General features: G+C 66.1%; 12 protein-coding genes. 6 read left to right on the top strand and 6 right to left on the bottom strand.

The window, feature by feature from the left end; all coding sequences use genetic code 11:
- Nucleotides 1-14: 14 nt before the first annotated feature.
- Entirely contained in the window at nucleotides 15-2,792 is a 2,778-nt protein-coding gene (locus ACZ92H_RS05115) for an ATP-binding protein (protein WP_465048557.1), read from the top strand.
- 106 nt (nucleotides 2,793-2,898) lie between these two features.
- The gene (locus ACZ92H_RS05110) at nucleotides 2,899-3,342 is read left to right on the top strand and encodes a hypothetical protein (RefSeq protein WP_465048556.1); all 444 of its coding nucleotides are present in this window, start codon (nucleotides 2,899-2,901) and stop codon (nucleotides 3,340-3,342) included.
- Nucleotides 3,343-3,368: 26 nt separating this feature from the next.
- On the opposite strand, the gene ACZ92H_RS05105 is transcribed toward ACZ92H_RS05110, so the two are convergent.
- On the bottom strand, nucleotides 3,369-4,289 hold the full coding sequence (locus ACZ92H_RS05105) for a lipase secretion chaperone (RefSeq protein WP_465048555.1): 921 nt from the start codon (nucleotides 4,287-4,289) through the stop codon (nucleotides 3,369-3,371).
- Between the two features lie 10 nt (nucleotides 4,290-4,299).
- The gene (locus tag ACZ92H_RS05100; RefSeq protein WP_465048554.1) at nucleotides 4,300-5,214 is read right to left on the bottom strand and encodes a lipase family alpha/beta hydrolase; all 915 of its coding nucleotides are present in this window, start codon (nucleotides 5,212-5,214) and stop codon (nucleotides 4,300-4,302) included.
- Between the two features lie 363 nt (nucleotides 5,215-5,577).
- Here ACZ92H_RS05100 and ACZ92H_RS05095 point away from each other — a divergent pair, with 363 nt between their 5' ends.
- Entirely contained in the window at nucleotides 5,578-6,252 is a 675-nt protein-coding gene (locus ACZ92H_RS05095; protein WP_465048553.1) for a TetR/AcrR family transcriptional regulator, read from the top strand.
- 79 nt (nucleotides 6,253-6,331) lie between these two features.
- Here ACZ92H_RS05095 and ACZ92H_RS05090 read toward each other — a convergent pair whose 3' ends face one another.
- A complete protein-coding gene (locus ACZ92H_RS05090; RefSeq protein WP_465048552.1) occupies nucleotides 6,332-8,659 on the bottom strand; it encodes a penicillin-binding protein 1A in 2,328 nt (775 codons plus the stop codon).
- A gap of 199 nt (nucleotides 8,660-8,858) precedes the next feature.
- Here ACZ92H_RS05090 and ACZ92H_RS05085 point away from each other — a divergent pair, with 199 nt between their 5' ends.
- Nucleotides 8,859-11,126 carry an OPT family oligopeptide transporter gene (locus ACZ92H_RS05085; protein WP_131375213.1) on the top strand — a complete coding sequence of 756 codons (2,268 nt, stop codon included), beginning with the start codon at nucleotides 8,859-8,861 and terminating at the stop codon, nucleotides 11,124-11,126.
- A gap of 159 nt (nucleotides 11,127-11,285) precedes the next feature.
- Nucleotides 11,286-14,123 carry a heparinase II/III domain-containing protein gene (locus ACZ92H_RS05080; protein ID WP_465048551.1) on the top strand — a complete coding sequence of 946 codons (2,838 nt, stop codon included), beginning with the start codon at nucleotides 11,286-11,288 and terminating at the stop codon, nucleotides 14,121-14,123.
- Between the two features lie 16 nt (nucleotides 14,124-14,139).
- Here the strand turns inward: ACZ92H_RS05080 and ACZ92H_RS05075 are convergent, their stop codons facing one another.
- Together ACZ92H_RS05075 and ACZ92H_RS05070 are read right to left on the bottom strand one after the other, a co-directional pair.
- The gene (locus ACZ92H_RS05075) at nucleotides 14,140-15,087 is read right to left on the bottom strand and encodes an AAC(3) family N-acetyltransferase (protein WP_465048550.1); all 948 of its coding nucleotides are present in this window, start codon (nucleotides 15,085-15,087) and stop codon (nucleotides 14,140-14,142) included.
- The gene (locus ACZ92H_RS05070) at nucleotides 15,080-16,273 is read right to left on the bottom strand and encodes a hypothetical protein (RefSeq protein ID WP_465048549.1); all 1,194 of its coding nucleotides are present in this window, start codon (nucleotides 16,271-16,273) and stop codon (nucleotides 15,080-15,082) included. The genes ACZ92H_RS05075 and ACZ92H_RS05070 overlap by 8 nt, the downstream gene beginning before the upstream one ends.
- Before the next feature lie 146 nt (nucleotides 16,274-16,419).
- On the opposite strand from ACZ92H_RS05070, the gene ACZ92H_RS05065 reads away from it, so the two are divergent.
- Nucleotides 16,420-16,647 carry a hypothetical protein gene (locus ACZ92H_RS05065; RefSeq protein WP_465048548.1) on the top strand — a complete coding sequence of 76 codons (228 nt, stop codon included), beginning with the start codon at nucleotides 16,420-16,422 and terminating at the stop codon, nucleotides 16,645-16,647.
- Between the two features lie 9 nt (nucleotides 16,648-16,656).
- Here the strand turns inward: ACZ92H_RS05065 and ACZ92H_RS05060 are convergent, their stop codons facing one another.
- Nucleotides 16,657-17,037: a hypothetical protein gene (locus ACZ92H_RS05060; protein WP_465048547.1), complete on the bottom strand. Its 381-nt coding sequence runs from the start codon at nucleotides 17,035-17,037 to the stop codon at nucleotides 16,657-16,659.
- Nucleotides 17,038-17,049 lie beyond the last annotated feature (12 nt).

Below are 17,049 nucleotides of genomic sequence, written 5' to 3'. Positions count from 1 at the left end.
CCCATGCAACAACTATGAACAGCTCCATTCCGGCCTTTGTTTTCGGCCCGTTTCGCCTATTGCCGCTCGAGCGCCTGCTGTTCGACGGCGAGCGCGCGCTGCGCCTGGGGAGCCGCGCGATGGATTTGCTGCTGGCGCTGCTGGAGCGGGCCGGCGAGATCGTCGACAAGAATGAATTGCTGGCCATCGTCTGGCCGCACGCCGTCGTCGACGACGCCACCTTGCGCGTGCACCTGGCCGCGCTGCGCAAGGTGCTGGGCGATGGCCGCGACGGCCAGCGCTACATCACCACCATCCCCGGGCGCGGCTACGGCTTCCTGGCGCCCCTGTCCTACACGGGGCAGGCGGTGGCGGCCGGCCCGCCCAGCGCCGAGCCGCAGCACAATCTGCCCGTGCTGCTGACGCGCATGGTCGGGCGCGGCGAAACGCTGCAGGCGATGGCCAACCAGCTGCTGCAACTGCGTTTGCTGTGCATCGTCGGCCCGGGCGGCATCGGCAAGACCACGGTGGCCGTGGCCCTGGCCACGCGCGTGCTGCGCCGCTATGCGGACGGCGTCTGCTTCGTCGACCTGGCGCCGCTGGGCGAAGGCCGCCTGGTGCCGCTGGCGCTGGCCACGGCGCTGGGCGTGGCCGTGCCGGCCGGCGATTCCATGCCCGCCTTGCTGGCCTACCTGCGCCAGCGCCACATGCTGATCGTGCTGGATAACTGCGAACACGTGATCGGCGCGGCCGCCATGCTGGCCGACGCGCTGCTCAAGGGCGCGCCGCTGCTGCACCTGCTGGCCACCAGCCGCGAACCGCTGCGCATCACCAGCGAACACCTGCAGCGGCTGCCCGCGCTGGGCCTGCCGCCGGCCGACGTCGTGCCCGATGCGCAGGCGGCCCGGCATTTCGCCGCCGTGCAGCTGTTTTGCGAGCGCTGCGCGGCCGTTGACGACAGCTTCGTGCTGGGCGATGCCGACGTGCCCGTGGTGGCGGAGATCTGCCGCCGCCTCGACGGCATCCCGCTGGCGCTGGAACTGGCGGCCGGGCGCATCGGCCACTTCGGCATCCACGAATTGCGGCGCCAGCTGGACGACCGTTTTCGCCTGCTCACGCGCGGGCCGCGCAACGTGCCGCTGCGCCACCAGACGCTGCGCGCCACGCTGGACTGGAGCTATGGCTTGCTCGACGCCGAGGAGCGCGAGGTGCTGCAGGTGCTCAGCGTGTTCCGCAGCCGCTTCCGCATGCAGTCCGCCGCCGCCGTGGCGGGCCGCGACGTGTTCGACACGGTGGCCGACCTGGCCGCCAAGTCCCTCGTCAGCATCGAATTTTGCTGCGAGCACGTGTATTACCGGCTGCTGGAAACGACGCGCGCCTACGCGGCCACCCAGCTGCAGGCGAGCGGCCACGGCGACGCCGTGTTCCTGCGCCACGCGCACCACTGCCTGGCGCTGGCCGGCAGGGTCGCCGCCGACTGGGAGCGCATGTCGTTCGCCAGCTGGAGCGCCTGCTATGGCCGCCACGTGGACGACTTGCGCGCCGCCATCGACTGGGCCTTCGGCGAGGCGGCCGACGCGGCGCTGGGCATCGCCCTGACCCTGGCGGCGCAAACCCTGTTCTACCAGCTGTCGCTGCTGGACGAATACCGCGTGCGCGTGGAGCGGGCGCTGGAGCAGATGGCGCAGCATGCCATCGTCGACGCGGACAGCGAAATGCAGCTGCATGCCTCGCTGGCCCATCTGCTGATGCACACGCAGGGCGTGACGGGCGCCATGCTGCTGTCGTTCCGCCACGGTTATGTGCTGGCCATGCAGTCGGCCGATACGGTACGCCGCGCCGAAGCCATCTGCGGCATGTGGATCTGCAGCATGGCGCTGGCCGATTTCACGGGTGCCGGCCTCTACGTGGCGCAGCTGGCGCACCTGTGCCAGGCCGGCGGCGGCACGGCGATGCAGCTGGTGCAGGCGCGCATGCGCTCGGCGGGCGAACATTTGCAGGGCCGCCATGCGGAATCGGCGGCGCTGGCGCGCATGGTGCTCGCGCATCCCGACGGCGACGGCCAGCTGACCTTGAACAATGCCTTGCTGGCCGATCACCAGGTGTGCTTGCGCGGCAACCTGTCGCGCTGCCTGTGGCTGCTGGGGCGGCCCGATGAAGCCCTGCACATCGCGCGCGAAGCGGTGATGCTGGGCTTTGAGCACAATGGCGCTTCGCTGTGCGTGGCGCTGGCCTTCAGCGCCATCCCCGTCGCCCTGTGGTGCGGCCAGCATGGCCTGGCGCGCGCCTGGAACTGCCTGCTGCGCGACCACGCGGCCCGCTACGGTCTGCTGTACTGGAGCGCCTGGGGCGCCGGCTACCAGCAGCTGCTCGACGCGGGCGAGCGCATGGCCGAATTTTCCTGGCCCGCGGTGCGCAGCTGGCCCATGCAGATCGATGTCATGGCCACCCTGCACGATGCCGCCGCCGATGCGCAGGCGGTGCGGCGCGCGCGCACGGGCCTGGCGCCGTGGAGCATGCCCGAAGTGCTGCGCCGCGCCGCGCACCGCCAGTGGCGCGGCCTGGACGAAGACGATCATGCGGGCCTGGCGCAGGTCGAGGCGCAGCTGGAGGAGGCGCTGGCGCTGGCCCGCGAACAGGGCGTGCCGGGCTGGGAACTGCGCTGCGCCACCAGCCTGGCGACCTTGCTGCACGCGCAGGGGCGCGGCCATGCAGCGCGGGCGCTGCTGGCGCCCGTGCATGCGCGCTACGAGCAGGGGCAGGGCAGCGCCGACGTGCAGGCGGCGGCGCAATTGCTCGCGCAGCTCGTTTAACTTGCCTATTTACAATGTTGATTTACGGAATTATTATCAATTTCATTTCCGTTTTTATTAACTACGGCGCTTGCGGCAAGCATGCGCCTCCCACAAGGTTATCGCCATGCCCTTCATTAAGCACCTCACCATTTCCCTGTGTCTGGCTGCCGCCATCGCCGGCCACGCGCAGGCGGCCGACAAAGGCAGTCCCGAACAATTGATGACGGCGCTACAGGCGCAATTGCCGGACAAGCAATTCAATTTCATTTACGTGCCCAGCGCCGATTCATATTTTTCCAACAAGATGATGGTCGGCATGCTAAAAAGCGGTACCGTGACCAGTGCGGCGCAAGACATCATCGGCGCGCTGTCCGCCGGCATGAAGCAGCTGGCTGTGGGCAGCAAGAACGAGCAAGTGGCGGCCGCCACGCTGGAGCGCGCGCTGGCGCAGCTGAAGGGCAAGCAGCTCGACGCCACGGTGGCGTATATCGGCGGTGAAGAATACCGTCCCGCCTTGCTGGAGGCGGCCGCGGCGGCCGGCGTGACCATGGAATTCGCCAACCCCTGACCAAGTCCGGCTTGCTTCAAGCCCGCTTATTCATAGGCGCCCAGGCGGCGCTGTTCCTCCGGCGTGAAACTGGCGTCGCGCAGCTGCTGCAGCGCCGCCGCATCCTGCGCGCCGCCGGGCAGGGCGGCCTGTTGCGCCTTGGCCGCCTGGTAGGCGATGATGCGCTGCTGCCACTGCGATTCCTCGCGGTCCAGCTCCGCCAGGCGCGCCGCCGCTGCCGGCGTGAAGGTGCTGGCGCGCAGGCGGTAGACTTCATTCTCGCCGCCGCCCCGGGCGCGCAGCGCCTTGACCGATTCGTCCAATGCCGCCACCTGCAGCGGCGCGTCGCGCGCGGCGCGCTGGGCCGGCGACAGCTGCTGGTCCAGCGCCGCCAGTCTTGCCTGGCGCTGCGCTTCGTCGAGCGAAGGATCGCTCAGGACAGCCATGCGCGCCACGGCATCGTCGTCCTGGGCATCGCTGGCGCCGAACAGGCCCGCGCTTTCTTCGGCCGTGAAGTAGTTGCCGCGCAAGGCGCGCATGGCCTGCAGCCGCGCGCGCGCCGCCGCGGCGGCATCGGCCTGCGCGGGCAATGCCTGTTCCGCGCCGGCCAGGGCCTGCTTGTAGGCCAGCCAGGCGCCCAGCAGGCGCTTGGCTTCGCGCGCGGGGACGGGCGCCAGGCGCTGGTCCAGTTCCGCTTCGATCTGGCTGCGGATGGCGGCCAGCGGCTTTTCGCCCAGCCCCGCCAGGTAGTAGTCGAACAGGTGGGCCAGTTCCGCGTCGACCACCAGCTTGTCGCCGGCGGCCACCGTCACGTTGCCGTCGGGCCGCGTGCCTTCCATCGAGCGCACGAACGCGAACAGGTCCGGTTCCGCCTTTTCCGGCGGCGGGGCGGGCGGCGCTCCCGGCCGCAATGCCAGGTACAGGGCCAGGGCGGCCAGCGCGCCGCCGACGATCCATTTCGCGTGCATGCGCTACTCCTTACAGTCCCAGGCCTTGCAGGCGGTTGGCCTGCTGGCGGAAGACCGTGACGGGGCTGGTCTCGAACAGGTTGACGATGCCGACGAACTGGTTGACTTCATCGAGGTGGTTCATGGCGTAGTCGTCGCGTATCACCTTGCCCAGGTGGCTGGAGCAGCTGCTGACGAGGCCATCGTTCTTGGCGCCGCCGAAGGCCAGGCTGATGGCGGCCAGCAGCGGGTCGCCCACGTCGAGCACGTTCGTGTACGGCTGGGCGCCGCTCCACGAAAAGTAGTGCACGCCCTGCACTTGGTAGGCGCCTTCGCCGCAGGCGCTGGTCGGGATGCCTTGCGGGTGGCGGCTGTTGAAGGCCAGCGAACCGGCCGTGGACAGCGACGTCAGCGAGGCGCCCGCGTTTTGCGGCAAGCCCTTGTTGCCCGACAAAATACCGATCAGGGAGGCGAGCGCATTACCCAGCGCGCCGCTGGTATTGGGAATGGCGCCACTGAGGATATCGGCCACTTTCGATCCCTTGTTGACGCCGGCCACGCTGGTGACGGAGGCCACCAGGTCGGGCCGCACGGAAGCGACATAGCGGGCCGTGGGACCGCCGTGGCTATGGCCGATCAGGTTGACCTTGGCCGCGCCCGTGGCGGCGAGGATTTGCCGCACCTGCGACAACAGCTGTTCGCCGCGTACTTCGGTGCTGTTGGCCGCCGAGACGGTGGTCACATACACTTGCGCGCCGCCGCTGCGCAGGGCGTCGGGGATGCCATAAAAATATTCGACGGGGCCCAGCTTGTCGAAGCCGAACAGGCCGTGCACCAGCACGATCGGGTACTTCGTTTGCGTGTAGCCGGCGGCGTTGGCGCGCGCGGGCAGGATGGCGAGGGAAAGCAGCAGGGTGGACAGCAGTTGCCAAAAGCGATTCTTCATTTTGTCTCCGATATTTTAGTATGGTGGAAATGTCGATGCTGTAGCGATTACCGCGTGCCGGCCACACATTCTATCGATGTCTTAAATATAGCGAGCGCTCGGTTTTTGAAATGTAGCATTGCTGGATTGAAAATGCATGTGAATTGCATGATGCAGCGCAATAACTGTGCGCCTCGCTCGTTGCTTATACGCCCATTGCATAGTTGAAAAGTCAAATAGTTGTTTTCCTGAGCTATAATCGCCCCGAAATCCGCAGTCCCGCCGTCTTGCAGGGCCGTTGTCAGGCGCTGTATTTACACCGCTCATAACCGTTACTTGGGAATGCACTTGTCGACCCATTTTAATTTTGAACAGTTTCAGCAGATGACGCCTCTGAATGGCGAAAATATCTGGGAATATATTCTTGACCGCCATGCGGGCCGTATCGGCGTCAAGCGCCGCAAGCCAGCACTGGAAAATCTCGAACGCATCTTCGGCGCCACGTTCCGCCTGGCCAATGACGTGGGTTTCCGCGCCATGAGCTTGCGCGACCTGTGCCGCGAGACGGGCCTGTCGATGGGCGGGCTGTATGGCTACATCACCAGCAAGGACCAACTGGCCGAGATGATCGAGGACGTCGTGCGCCACGCCACGCAGGCCATGCCGCTGCTGTTCGCCGACGTCAAGTCGCCGCTGGACCGGCTCGAGGCGATGATACGCTCGTCGATTTATCTATCTGAAGTGCTGCAGCCGTGGTTTTATTTTGTCTTCATGGATTCGCGCGTGCTGCAGGTGGAGCAGCGCAGCATGGCGAAAAATTCGGAATTGTTCGTACAGACGCTGATCGCCGCCACCATCGCGCAAATCGAGCCGAAGCCGCAGGGCGACCCCACCTTGCTGTCCGCACACTGCCTGGCCCTGTTCCAGGACTGGTACGTGAAGCGCTGGAAGTACCGCGCCGCGAAAGTCAATGTCGACGATTTCGCCGACAGCGTGGTCAGCACGGTGCGCAGGTATTTGAGTCTGAGCGGCGACGCAGGACGGATTAGCGCAGCGTAATCGGACACGCGCGGACGGCGGCTCGTGTCGGGTTACGCCGTTGCGGCTAACCCGACCTGCGCGCACCGCCCTTTATCGATCAGTTCGTGGTTTCTGGCGGCAGCGTCTCCGGCAGGGCAGCCGGGTCCGTTGGCGTCTCCACATCCATATCCAGCGTCTTCACGCCATTCATGTCGATGAATTCGTCGTACATCCATTCGCCATCGACCTGGCTCAGGCCCGCAGGCACGGCGCGCGCGACTTGCGGGCGCGTCGACAGGGCCGTGCGCATGTAGTCGATCCAGATCGGCATGGCCAGGGTGGCGCCGAATTCGCGTCCGCCCAGCGACTTCGGATCGTCATAGCCCATCCACGCCACGGCCACGATGCCGCCGCCGTAGCCGGCGAACCAGCCGTCGACGGCGTCGCTGGTGGTGCCGGTCTTGCCGGCGATGTCGCTGCGGCCCAGTTTTTTCGTCGCTGCCGCGCCCGTGCCCGAGCGCGCCACTTCGCGCAGCATGCTGTCCATGACGAAGGCGTTGCGCGGGTCCAGCGCCAGGGTCTTGTCGTCGTTCGGCGCCGGCGGCTTGGTCTGCATCAGCACCGCGCCCTTGGCGTCGACGATGCGGTCGATCAGGTACGGTTCCACCTGGTGGCCGCCATTGGCGAACAGGGCGTAGGCGCCCGCCATCTGCACTGGAGTGACGGAGCCAGTGCCCAGCGCCATGGTCAGGTTGTTCGGCTGGCGCGCGGGATCAAAACCGAATTTTTCCAGGAAGTCGTGCGTGTAGGCGATGCCCAGCGCGCGCAGGATGCGCACCGAGGCCACGTTCTTCGACTGCGCCAGCGCATAGCGCATGGTGATCGGACCGTCAAACTTGAAGTCGTCATTCTGCGGCGCCCAGACCTTGCCGCCGGCCTGCATTTCCAGGGGGGCGTCGTTGATCAGGGTCGCCGGCGAAAAGCCTTTTTCCAGCGCCGCCGAATAGACGAAGGGCTTCATGGCCGAACCGGGCTGGCGCCACGCCTGCGTGACGTGGTTGAACTTTTGCAGGTTGTAGTCGAAGCCGCCCACCATGGCGTGATAGGCGCCCGTCTCCGCGTCGAGCGAGACAAAGGCGGCGGCCACCAGCGGCACTTGCGTGATGGCCCAGCTGCCCTTGGCATCCTGGCTGATGCGGATCACGGCGCCCGGGCGCAGCCTGATGCCGGCACCCGCCTTGGCGGACAGCGCGGGCGCGGCGAAGCGCAAGCCGTCGCCGGTAATCGCCTTGGCGTCGCCATCGCCGATATCGGCCAGCACCTTGCCGCTGGCGACTTCCGTGACGACGGCGGCGATCAGGCCATCGCTGTCCGGGCGTTTTTGCAGCGCAGCATCGATGGCGTCGTCGCGCTGCTCCGGGTCCGCCGGCAGGTCGATGAAGGTTTCCGGGCCACGGTAGCCGTGGCGCTGGTCGTAGGCGATGACGTTGCGGCGCGTCGAGGCGTAGGCCGCGTCCTGGTCGGCTTTCAGAATCGTCGTGTAGACGCTGATTCCCTTGGTGTAGCTGTCTTCCTTGAACTGCGCGTACACGGCCTGGCGCGCCAGTTCGGCTACGTATTCGGCGTGCGTGTCGAAGCCCTGCTTGCCGCGGCTATTGAGGTGCAGCGGCTGCGCCAGCGCCTGCCGGTACTGGCCTTCGCTGATGTAATCGAGCTCGCGCATGCGCTTCAATACCAGCTGCTGGCGCGCGCGCGCCTTTTTCGGATTGCTGATCGGGTTGTGGCGCGACGGGTTTTGCGGCAGGCCGGCCAGCATGGCCATTTCGGCGATCGACAGTTCTGACAGGGGCTTGCCGAAATACGTCTGCGCCGCGCTGCCGAAGCCGAACGAGCGCTGGCCCAGGTACATCTGGTTCATGTACAGCTCGAGAATCTGCTCTTTTGACAGGGCCGCCTCGATCTTCAGGGCCAGCATGATTTCATTGAGCTTGCGCGAGGCGACCTTTTCGCGCGTCAGGAAGAAATTGCGCGCCACCTGCATGGTGATGGTGGAGCCGCCGCCGTGGCCGAAGCCGTGGCGCAGGTTCGACAGCACGGCGCCGCCGGCGCGCACGAAGTCGATGCCATGGTGTTCATAGAAGCGGCTGTCCTCGATGGCCAGCAGCGCCTTCTTCATCATCTCCGGCACTTGCGCGATGGGCACGAAGTCGCGGTGTTCCTCGCCGAATTCGCCGATCAGCACATTGTCGGCCGTGTACACGCGCAGGGGAATCTTCGGCTGGTAATCCGTGATGACGTCCAGGTCGGGCAGGCGCGGACGCACGTACAGGAACAGATAGGCGGCCAGCAGCACGGCGGCGGCCAGCGCGGCGCAGCCGGCGATGATGAACCCGCGCACGGTGGCGCGGCGGGAAGGCCAGGGAAATCCGGTTCGTTTGGCAGTCAAGGCAGTCTCACATGAGCGTGCAGGGCACGGTGGCAGCGATTATAGACCAATGCGCCAGCGCCTCCCGTGCGGGCGGGGCGCCGGTACGGGGAGCAAAAAACCTTTTCATCGAAACGCGGCTGTGCGATAGTCTCGGCTTCAAGAAAATAGCCCGGGCGTCAATCCGGGCTGTTTATTTTTAAAAATTAAGGAAATATCCATGGCAAAAGATGCAACACCGAGCGTCGTGAAGCCCTACATCCCGGCCGATGCGAAGCTGCCCGAGATGACCTTCCGCGCCCTGTTCATGGGCGTCATCCTGGGGATGGTCTTCGGCGCCTCCTCGCTCTACCTGGTGCTGAAGGTGGGCCTGACCGTCAGCGCTTCGATTCCCGTCGCCGTGATCGCCATCACCCTGTTCGGCCTGGCCAAGAAGGTGGGCGGCAAAGATTCGTCGATCCTGGAAAACAGCATCACGCAGACGGCCGGTTCGGCCGGCGAATCGCTGGCCTTCGGCCTGGGCGTGACCATGCCCGCCATCCTGATCCTCGGCTTCGACCTGGAAATCTCGCGTGTCATGCTGGTGGGTATCCTCGGCGGCCTGCTGGGCATCCTGATGATGATCCCGATGCGCCGCACCATGATCGTCGACCAGCACAAGGAACTCAAATTCCCCGAAGGCACGGCGTGCGCCGAAGTGCTGAAAGCCGCCGCCACGGAAGAATCGCGCATCGCCGCCGGCGAAAGCATCGAGAAGGATTCGGCTGCCGCGCTGGACGCCAAGCGCCGCGCGAAGATCATCTTCGGCGGCTTTGCCGTGGGCCTGCTGTACAAGGTGTTCAATATTTCGTTCAAGGGCTGGAAGGACACGCCGGGCGTGGAATTTGCCGCGCCGCTGAAGGGCGGCTCCATCGGCGCCGAGATTTCGCCTGAGTTGCTGGGCGTGGGCTACATCATCGGCCCGCGCATCGCCGCCACCATGGCGGCCGGCGGCGTGCTGTCCTATCTGGTGCTGATCCCGATGATCAAGTTCTTCGGCGACAGCCTGACCACCGTGCTCTCGCCGGGCACCAAATTGATCAGCGAAATGGGCGCCGACGACGTGCGCAGCGCCTATGTGCTGTACATCGGCGCGGGCGCCGTGGCCGCCGGCGGTCTCATTTCGCTGGTGCGCGCCATGCCCATGATCTGGCGCAGCCTGTCGGCCGGCCTGAAGGGCCTGGGCAAGGGCGTCAAGACCACGTCCACCCTGCGCACGGACCAGGACATTCCCCTGAAATGGGTGGTCATCGGCTGCCTGTCCATCATCGCCGTGATCACCTTTGCCACGCCGCTGCACATGAATTTCCTCGGCGCGCTGCTGATCCTCGTCTTCGGCTTCCTGTTCGCCACCGTGTCGTCGCGCCTGACGGGCGAAATCGGCTCCTCGTCGAACCCCATCTCCGGCATGGCCGTGGCCACCTTGCTGTTTACCTGCCTGATCTTCCTGATCATGGGCTGGACGGGCGGGCGTTACTATGTGACGGCCCTGTCGGTGGGCGCCATCGTGTGCATCGCCGCCAGCAATGCCGGCACCACCTCGCAAGACTTGAAGACGGGCTACCTGGTGGGCGCCACGCCGCGCCTGCAGCAGTACGCGATCCTGGCGGGCGCCCTGTCGTCGGCCCTGATCCTCGGCCCCATCCTGCTGAAACTCAATGAGGCAAGCACCGTCTACGTGCCGGCCGCGCAAGTGGCGCCAGGCCTGACGGTCGACGCGTCCAAGCTGACGGTGACGGGCGAGCTGCATGGCCCGCAAGCGGACACCGACCATAATACGTACAAAGTCTGGCAAAAGACCGATACCGTGGGCGGCCCGGCCGGCAAGTATTTTGTGAAGGACGATGGCCAGCTGGCTTACCTGGTCGATCCGGGCATCAACGGCCATTACAACAAGCGGCCCGATGGCACGGAAGTGAAGAAATACGATGCGCCGAAGGCCGTGCTGATGTCCTACATCATCAAGGGCATCCTTGACCAGCAGCTGCCGTGGACCCTGGTGCTGTTTGGCGTGATGATCGCCGTGGTGCTGGAAATGGCCGGCATCCCGTCGCTGGCGTTTTCCGTGGGCGTGTATTTGCCCCTGTCCTCCACTCTGCCGATCTTCGTCGGCGGCCTGGTGCGCTGGCTGGCGGATCGCCGCAACAACAAGCTGGAACACAACGCCAAGCTGAACGAGGAAGAGCGCCAGCTGGCGGGCGACCGCAGTTCGGGCGTGTTGCTGGCGTCCGGCTACATCGCCGGCGGCGCGCTGGCCGGCATCATCATCGCCATCACGGCCGGCGTGCTCACGCACTTCGACCAGATGATGGCCGACTGGGCCGAGCATGGTAATCCGCTCTACGCGGGCCTGCACTCGGACGCGCTGTCGCTGCTGCCGTACGCGGCCATCATCGTGCTGCTGTATTTCGTCGCAAGAGAGAAAAAGGCGGACAGTCCGCCGGCTTGATGGTTTCGCCCATTCCATGAAAACCGCCCGGATCAGTCCGGGCGGTTTTTTTTGCGCAAGAGAAACTGAAAAAGACAGATTTGTTATAAAAATGAAATCAAATCGCGCCGGATGGTGTATTGTTGCTGCTGTTTAAAATACAACAAAAAGGAGTTCCCCATGTCCATGCTGCGATGCCGTAACAGCTTGCAAGGTTTGATCCACGTCGTCCTGCTGGCGGCCAGTCCCGTCCTGCACGCGGCGTCTTTTCCCGTCGAGGCCATGTTTGAAGCGGAAGCGACGGCGCCCGGCGCGCCGTGGGCGGCGCAAGGCCTGGGCAGCAACGAGGTGTCGGGCGGCGCGTATCTGGTCACGCCGGCGGACGCGGCGCGCGCCGAGTCGCCAGGCGCGTCAGCGCAGTTGTCGTACAGCGTGGCCGTGCCCCGCGACGGCAATTACACGATCTGGCTGCGCGTGCAGGCGCCGGCGGCAAGCGCCGCATCGCTGTATCTGGCGTTTGACAATGCCGCGTATGCCAGCGTCGCCGTGCCGCTTTCTGCCGGCCAGGCGGCGCAGTGGACCTGGGTGCCCGTCACGCGCTGGCTGGCCGCAGGCGAACGCACATTGAAACTGCAGTACCGTGATGGTGGCGTGGGCATCGACTGCCTGCTGGTCACGGCGCTGGCCGATTTTGTGCCGCAAGGGTATGGCGCGTACCCGCTGCCCCCCGTGCGGCCGCCCGCTGGCGAACATCCGCGCCTGTTTGCCAGGGTGGGGGACCTGGCCGCCATGCGCAGCCGTTTCGAGTCTGGCGCGCAAGAGATGGCTGCGCACCGCGCGGTCCTGCAGGAATTCATCGAGGCGCCGGCCGTCGTGGCCCTGCCCGTATTCGTGCCCGGCGGTCCGGCCGGGACGAATCACCAGATCGATGTCGTGAGCAGAATCAAGGCAAAGGCGCTGCACTCCCTTTTGTACGAAGGCAGCGCCTCGCCCGCGCAGGCGCAGCGCGGCCAGGAAGCCGTGCAGATGCTGCTCGACTACCTGGCGGCCGTGCGGTTTGCGCCTGGCTACAACTATCCGAATGAAAAAGGCGAGGCCATCCTGGCCAGCGCCATGGTGTATGACTGGTGCTTCAAGCTGATGACCGCGCAGCAGCGCGCCTACGTCGTCACGCGCTTTACGCAGCTGGCGGCGACGATGGAAATCGGCTTTCCGCCATCGCGGCAAGGCGCCGTCGTGGGCCATGGCAGCGACAACCAGTTGCTGCGCGACCAGCTGTCCGCCGCCATCGCCTTTTATGACGAGGCGCCGCTGGTCTACAACATTGTTGCCGGGCGCTTTTTTGCCGACTATGTCGCGCCGCGCAACTATGCCTACGCCGCGCAGGCGTATCAGCAGGGTGCTTCTTACGGCACCGTGCGTTTCCTGGCCGATATGTACGCCGCATGGCTGTTCCGCCGCATGGGCGCGGCCCCCGTGTTCGATCCCGTGCAGCAGATGATGCCCTATCATTGGCTGTACACGCGCCGGCCCGATGGGCAATGGATGCGTGATGGCGACGTCTACCATTCCTCGTACACCAATAGCAAGCAGTACTGGAGCGAACCGCTGGCTTTCCTGCTGCCCGCCACCTACTACAACAATGCCACCTTGAAGCATGAATATTTGAAGCAGTCGCTGCAGCAGTCGACCAACTTCATCCATCCCAAGGACAGCATCTGGCCTGTGCTGCTTGGCAATACCGTCATGGGCAGCACGCCTGTCCCGGCGGTGTTGCCATTGACCAAGTATTTCCCCGATCCCGCCGGCCTGATGATCGCCCGCACGGGCTGGACCGATGGCCAGCCCATCCAGGTGCAGTCAGGCAACGTGGTGGCGACGATGAAACTTGGCGGCGACTGGTTCGGCAACCACGAGCATTATGATGCCGGGCATTTCCAGATCTACTACAAGGGCGGGCTGGCCATCGATTCGGGCATTTATAGCGGCAGGGACGTGGCCGATCCTTCCATTGTCCTGGAATATGGCAGCGCGCATGACATGAATTATCACAAGCGCACCATCGCGCACAACACCATGCTGGTGTATGACGCTGGCGAGCAATTCGATGGCTACGCCAATGACGGCGGCCAGCGCTTTCCTGGCGACGAGCCGTCAACCCTGGCGCAGCTGGCCAACGGCCACAAGGTGGCCACGGTGCTGCGCCAGCAGCAGGTTGGCGCCGTGGCGGGCGCGCCCGACTTCAGCTACATCAAGGGTGACTTGACAGCCGCGTACAGCAACAAGGTGCGCCAGTTCCAGCGCTCGTTCGTGTTTCTCAATTTCAAGGATGCGAACTACCCGGCGGCACTGATCGTGTTTGACAAGGTCAGCGCCAGCGACGCGGGATTCAAGAAGACCTGGCTGCTGCACAGCCAGTCCGAGCCGGACATCAGCGGCGACACGGTGGTGATCCAACGCACGGAATGGGACTACAACAGCAGCTACCAGTACAACGGCAAGCTGATCAATCGCACCTTGCTGCCGGCGAATGCCGTGCTGGCCAAGGTGGGCGGCAGCGGCAACGAATTCAGCGTCGGCGGGACGAATTATCCGATTCAGCCTGAAGCCGAATACGCGACCGAGGAAGCGGGCGCCTGGCGGCTGGAAGTGTCGCCGCCCGCCGCCAGCGAGACGGACCTGTTCCTGAACGTGATGCAGGTGATGGATGCGGGCAGCGCGCTGCCGGCGCTGCCGACGACGGCCATCGATGCGCCTTTGCTGGCGGGCGTGAAGATCAAGAACCGCGTGGTGCTGTTCTCGAAGAGCGGCATGCCGCTGGGCGGAACGGTCACGGTCGAGCTGCCGGCACAAAACGCGTCCATGCAGGTGCTGGTGGCCGATTTGCAGGAGGGAAGCTGGACGGTGCGCAAGCGCGGCACGGACGGCCCCATCGAGGATGAGGTCAGCGCGGCCGGCGGCACCCTGTATTTTATCGCCAGCGGCGGCGGCATATACGATCTGCAGCGCAAGCCCTAGCCGGCGGGGCGCGGCTTCACTCGCCGTGCCGTGGCAGGGTGCGCGGGATGGGCCGCGCCGCCAGCTGCGCCGCGGTGGCGTAGATCGTCACGTTTTCGCTGGCCAACTGGCGCAGGTGCTCGAAAAACGCTTGCGCCGGTATCAGCCACGATGCCGCATCGCCGACCCGGCCGTTGCTGCGCAGGCCGGCGGCGTCGAATTCCCTCTGGAAGTAATCGCGCAAATCGTCGCGGCCGGGCTGGTCGATGCGGCGCTGCGCGATGGCGGGATCGAAAGGGCGCACCGGCACCTGCCAGCGCTGGCCGTCGCGGTCCCGGCAGGCCAGCAGCGCCGTTTTCTCTTCCCAGACGGGCAGGGGAAAGGCGTCGCCCATGGCGTCTTCCAGCGCGTGATAGAACGTGACGGGCCCCATGGAAATGCCCAGGCCCAGCACTTTTGCCTGGTCGCAGCCGATGAAGCGCTGCCAGGGCGAATCCATGCCGAAGATCGAGGCCGCGCGGTGGTGCGCCTCGGTGAGGTACCCGGCATGCCGGCCCCAGGCCGACACGGAATGCGTGGGGTGGAGGCTGCGGCGGATGCCCGCGCTGGCCAGGAACGCTTCCGGCAGGCGCCCCATGTGCGTGCCGTGGCGGCGCGGGTCGAACACATAGGCGGGCATGGCGCAGGTGGCGCGCACGGTGCCGCCGGGCAGGTAATAGGTGGGCAGCAGCACGGTGCCGTGCGGGCCGACGGCGTCCTGCAGGGCGCGGATCACGGCCAGCGCGCCGCCCTCCACATAGCCCAGGCTTTTCAGCGACGAATGGACGAACAGCGTGTCGCCTGGCGCCACGCCGAGCCGCGCCAGGCCGGCCGCCAGTTCGGCGCGCGCGACATGGCGCCGCTCCTGGCGCATGGCCTGCGCACTGGCGGCGCGGCGCCACATTGCCAGCGCGGCGTGGACGGTGCGTTTTGCATGCTCAAGCATCGCCCAGGTCCCGATCGATATCCATTTCCAGCATATTTGCATCGATGCAGAACTTGGCGGCCCAGTTCAGGTAAGCCCATTGGCCGTAGTCGCCGTCGACGGGAAACGCGCCCTTGACGCCGCCGCGCGCGTGCGCCGGGCCGTCCATGCGGATGGAGCGCCGCACGTAGCGGTTCAGGCGGCGTGCCGCGTCGAGCAGGCGCCGCTCGCCCGTCAGCTGGTACAGCAGGAACAGGCAATGGGCGTTCTGCGCGGAACCGGTGAGGCAGGCGTAGGCGGCGCCCGGCTGGAAGTCCGGCCCCAGGCGGCCGGGCAGGTAGCCGTCGGGCGCCGTGGCCTTGGCGATGCTGGAACCGGTGCGCACGGCGGCGTCCAGCAGGCCGGGGCGCGGGCAGTAACGGTGCGCCTCAAGCACGCCGCGCAGGGCGTAGCCGATGGTGTGGCTCAGGGGCAGGGCGGGATCGTCCAGGCAGTTCGATGCAAACCAGCCGTTCGGCTGCTGTTTGGTCAGCGCCCAATCGACCTGGCGCAAGCCGGCGGCGGCATAACCGTGGCCAGGCGCCATGCGCTCCGCCTCGAACAGGCCCCAGGCCACGTGGGTTTCATAGGCCTTCTCGCCCGGCTGGGCGAACGGCGTCGGATGCCGGCGCCAGCAGCCATCCGCATCCTGGCTGTCGCGCAGCCAGCGGGCCGCGCGGTGCATGGCATCCGCGTACGCATCGCCATAGGCCGCCACGCCGGCGGCCAGGCCCAGCAGGATCTGGCCCGTGTTGAAGGTGACGGGCACGCGCGGCGCGGAATCGATCTTGCCGCCCTGGAAACCGCCTTCGGCAAACTGGATCGCCACGCACCAGTCGAGCATGCGCCGCGCGCGTGCATGCAGCGCCTTGTCGTCCCTGCGCTGCGCCAGGGCGAGCATGGTGGGGATGATGTAGCCGGTGGTCTCGGGATAGGAACTGGCCCAGCCGGTTTGCAGGCTGTAGTCGCGGGCGACGCCGCCGTCGTTTGAGCTGGAATGATCCTGCGCCGCGCCCAGCCAGGCGGTGCAGGCGTCGATGACGGCGGCGGGGCCGGGATCGAAGGCGGGCAGGCCGCGCCGGTCCGCGCGGCGTTCGCTGCGCGCCGCCGGCGACAGCCGCGCTGGCAGGGGGAAGGTGTTCCTGATGGTGGCGAGGAGTGTGCGCATGGCAGCGGAGAGGTGCTTGTTGGCCCAGGCTACTGTAGCGCCGACAGCCAGCCCGGCCATTGACTTGCCGCAAGGAGGCAGCGTTGCGTCGCCGGTGCCGGAATTGACGCATAATGGCCCTCTCACCAGCGCCGACGGGGGCCGCCATGAACAGCGTTACACTGGAATATGCAGTCGTCACCAATCCCGACACCTTCGTCGGCTTCAAATACTATGTCAAGGCGGGGCAGGCATTCGATGCCGACGATTTCGCCTACTCCTACAAGCTGAACCGCCCGGACCTCGATCCGGACAGCGTGCTGGCCACGCGCGAGGCGGCAGCGAACCTGCAGCCGGGAGAGTGGCTGGTGGTGTCGCACTCGGTGGCAGCCTAGTTCGCCATCCTACGCCGGCGCAAACCACGCCCGCAATTCATCCTCGGCCCGCTGCGCCGTCGCCTGCGTCAAGGTCAGCACGATGATCTTTTCCCGCGCCGGGCGGTGTCCGTCGGGGCTTGCCAGTTCGATGGCCTGCTCGAAGCTCGTGTAGCCGGGGCCGGATTCGCGCGGGCACTGCTGCACGATGCGCGCCGCCTTGCCGGTGTCCCGGTCGGCCAGGTTGACGATGGGATTGCCGTCGCAAAACGGCTGGCCGTTGGCAAACGCGGTGCGCAGATACGGCGCGCACTGGCCGTCGAAACAGGCCAGGCGCGTCTGCCAGTAGGCCTGCACGGCCGCATATGCGGCATGGTTCTCGAGAAAATCGGCAAACAGGAAGTCGTTCATGCGGGGCGCTGC

The organism is Janthinobacterium foliorum, assembly GCF_978021625.1.
Note: the sequence above shows the minus strand (reverse complement) of the source record. Positions and strands in the feature narration are given on the sequence as shown.

Bases quoted from the DNA above. Each gene is read 5' to 3' on its own strand.
- ACZ92H_RS05115 (WP_465048557.1), top strand. From the start codon at position 15: ATGAACAGCTCCATTCCGGCCTTTGTTTTCGGCCCGTTTCGCCTATTG.
- ACZ92H_RS05110 (WP_465048556.1), top strand. From the start codon at position 2,899: ATGCCCTTCATTAAGCACCTCACCATTTCCCTGTGTCTGGCTGCCGCC.
- ACZ92H_RS05105 (WP_465048555.1), bottom strand. From the start codon at position 4,289: ATGCACGCGAAATGGATCGTCGGCGGCGCGCTGGCCGCCCTGGCCCTG.
- ACZ92H_RS05100 (WP_465048554.1), bottom strand. From the start codon at position 5,214: ATGAAGAATCGCTTTTGGCAACTGCTGTCCACCCTGCTGCTTTCCCTC.
- ACZ92H_RS05095 (WP_465048553.1), top strand. From the start codon at position 5,578: ATGACGCCTCTGAATGGCGAAAATATCTGGGAATATATTCTTGACCGC.
- ACZ92H_RS05085 (WP_131375213.1), top strand. From the start codon at position 8,859: ATGGCAAAAGATGCAACACCGAGCGTCGTGAAGCCCTACATCCCGGCC.
- ACZ92H_RS05080 (WP_465048551.1), top strand. From the start codon at position 11,286: ATGTCCATGCTGCGATGCCGTAACAGCTTGCAAGGTTTGATCCACGTC.
- ACZ92H_RS05075 (WP_465048550.1), bottom strand. From the start codon at position 15,087: ATGCTTGAGCATGCAAAACGCACCGTCCACGCCGCGCTGGCAATGTGG.
- ACZ92H_RS05070 (WP_465048549.1), bottom strand. From the start codon at position 16,273: ATGCGCACACTCCTCGCCACCATCAGGAACACCTTCCCCCTGCCAGCG.
- ACZ92H_RS05065 (WP_465048548.1), top strand. From the start codon at position 16,420: ATGAACAGCGTTACACTGGAATATGCAGTCGTCACCAATCCCGACACC.
- ACZ92H_RS05060 (WP_465048547.1), bottom strand. From the start codon at position 17,037: ATGAACGACTTCCTGTTTGCCGATTTTCTCGAGAACCATGCCGCATAT.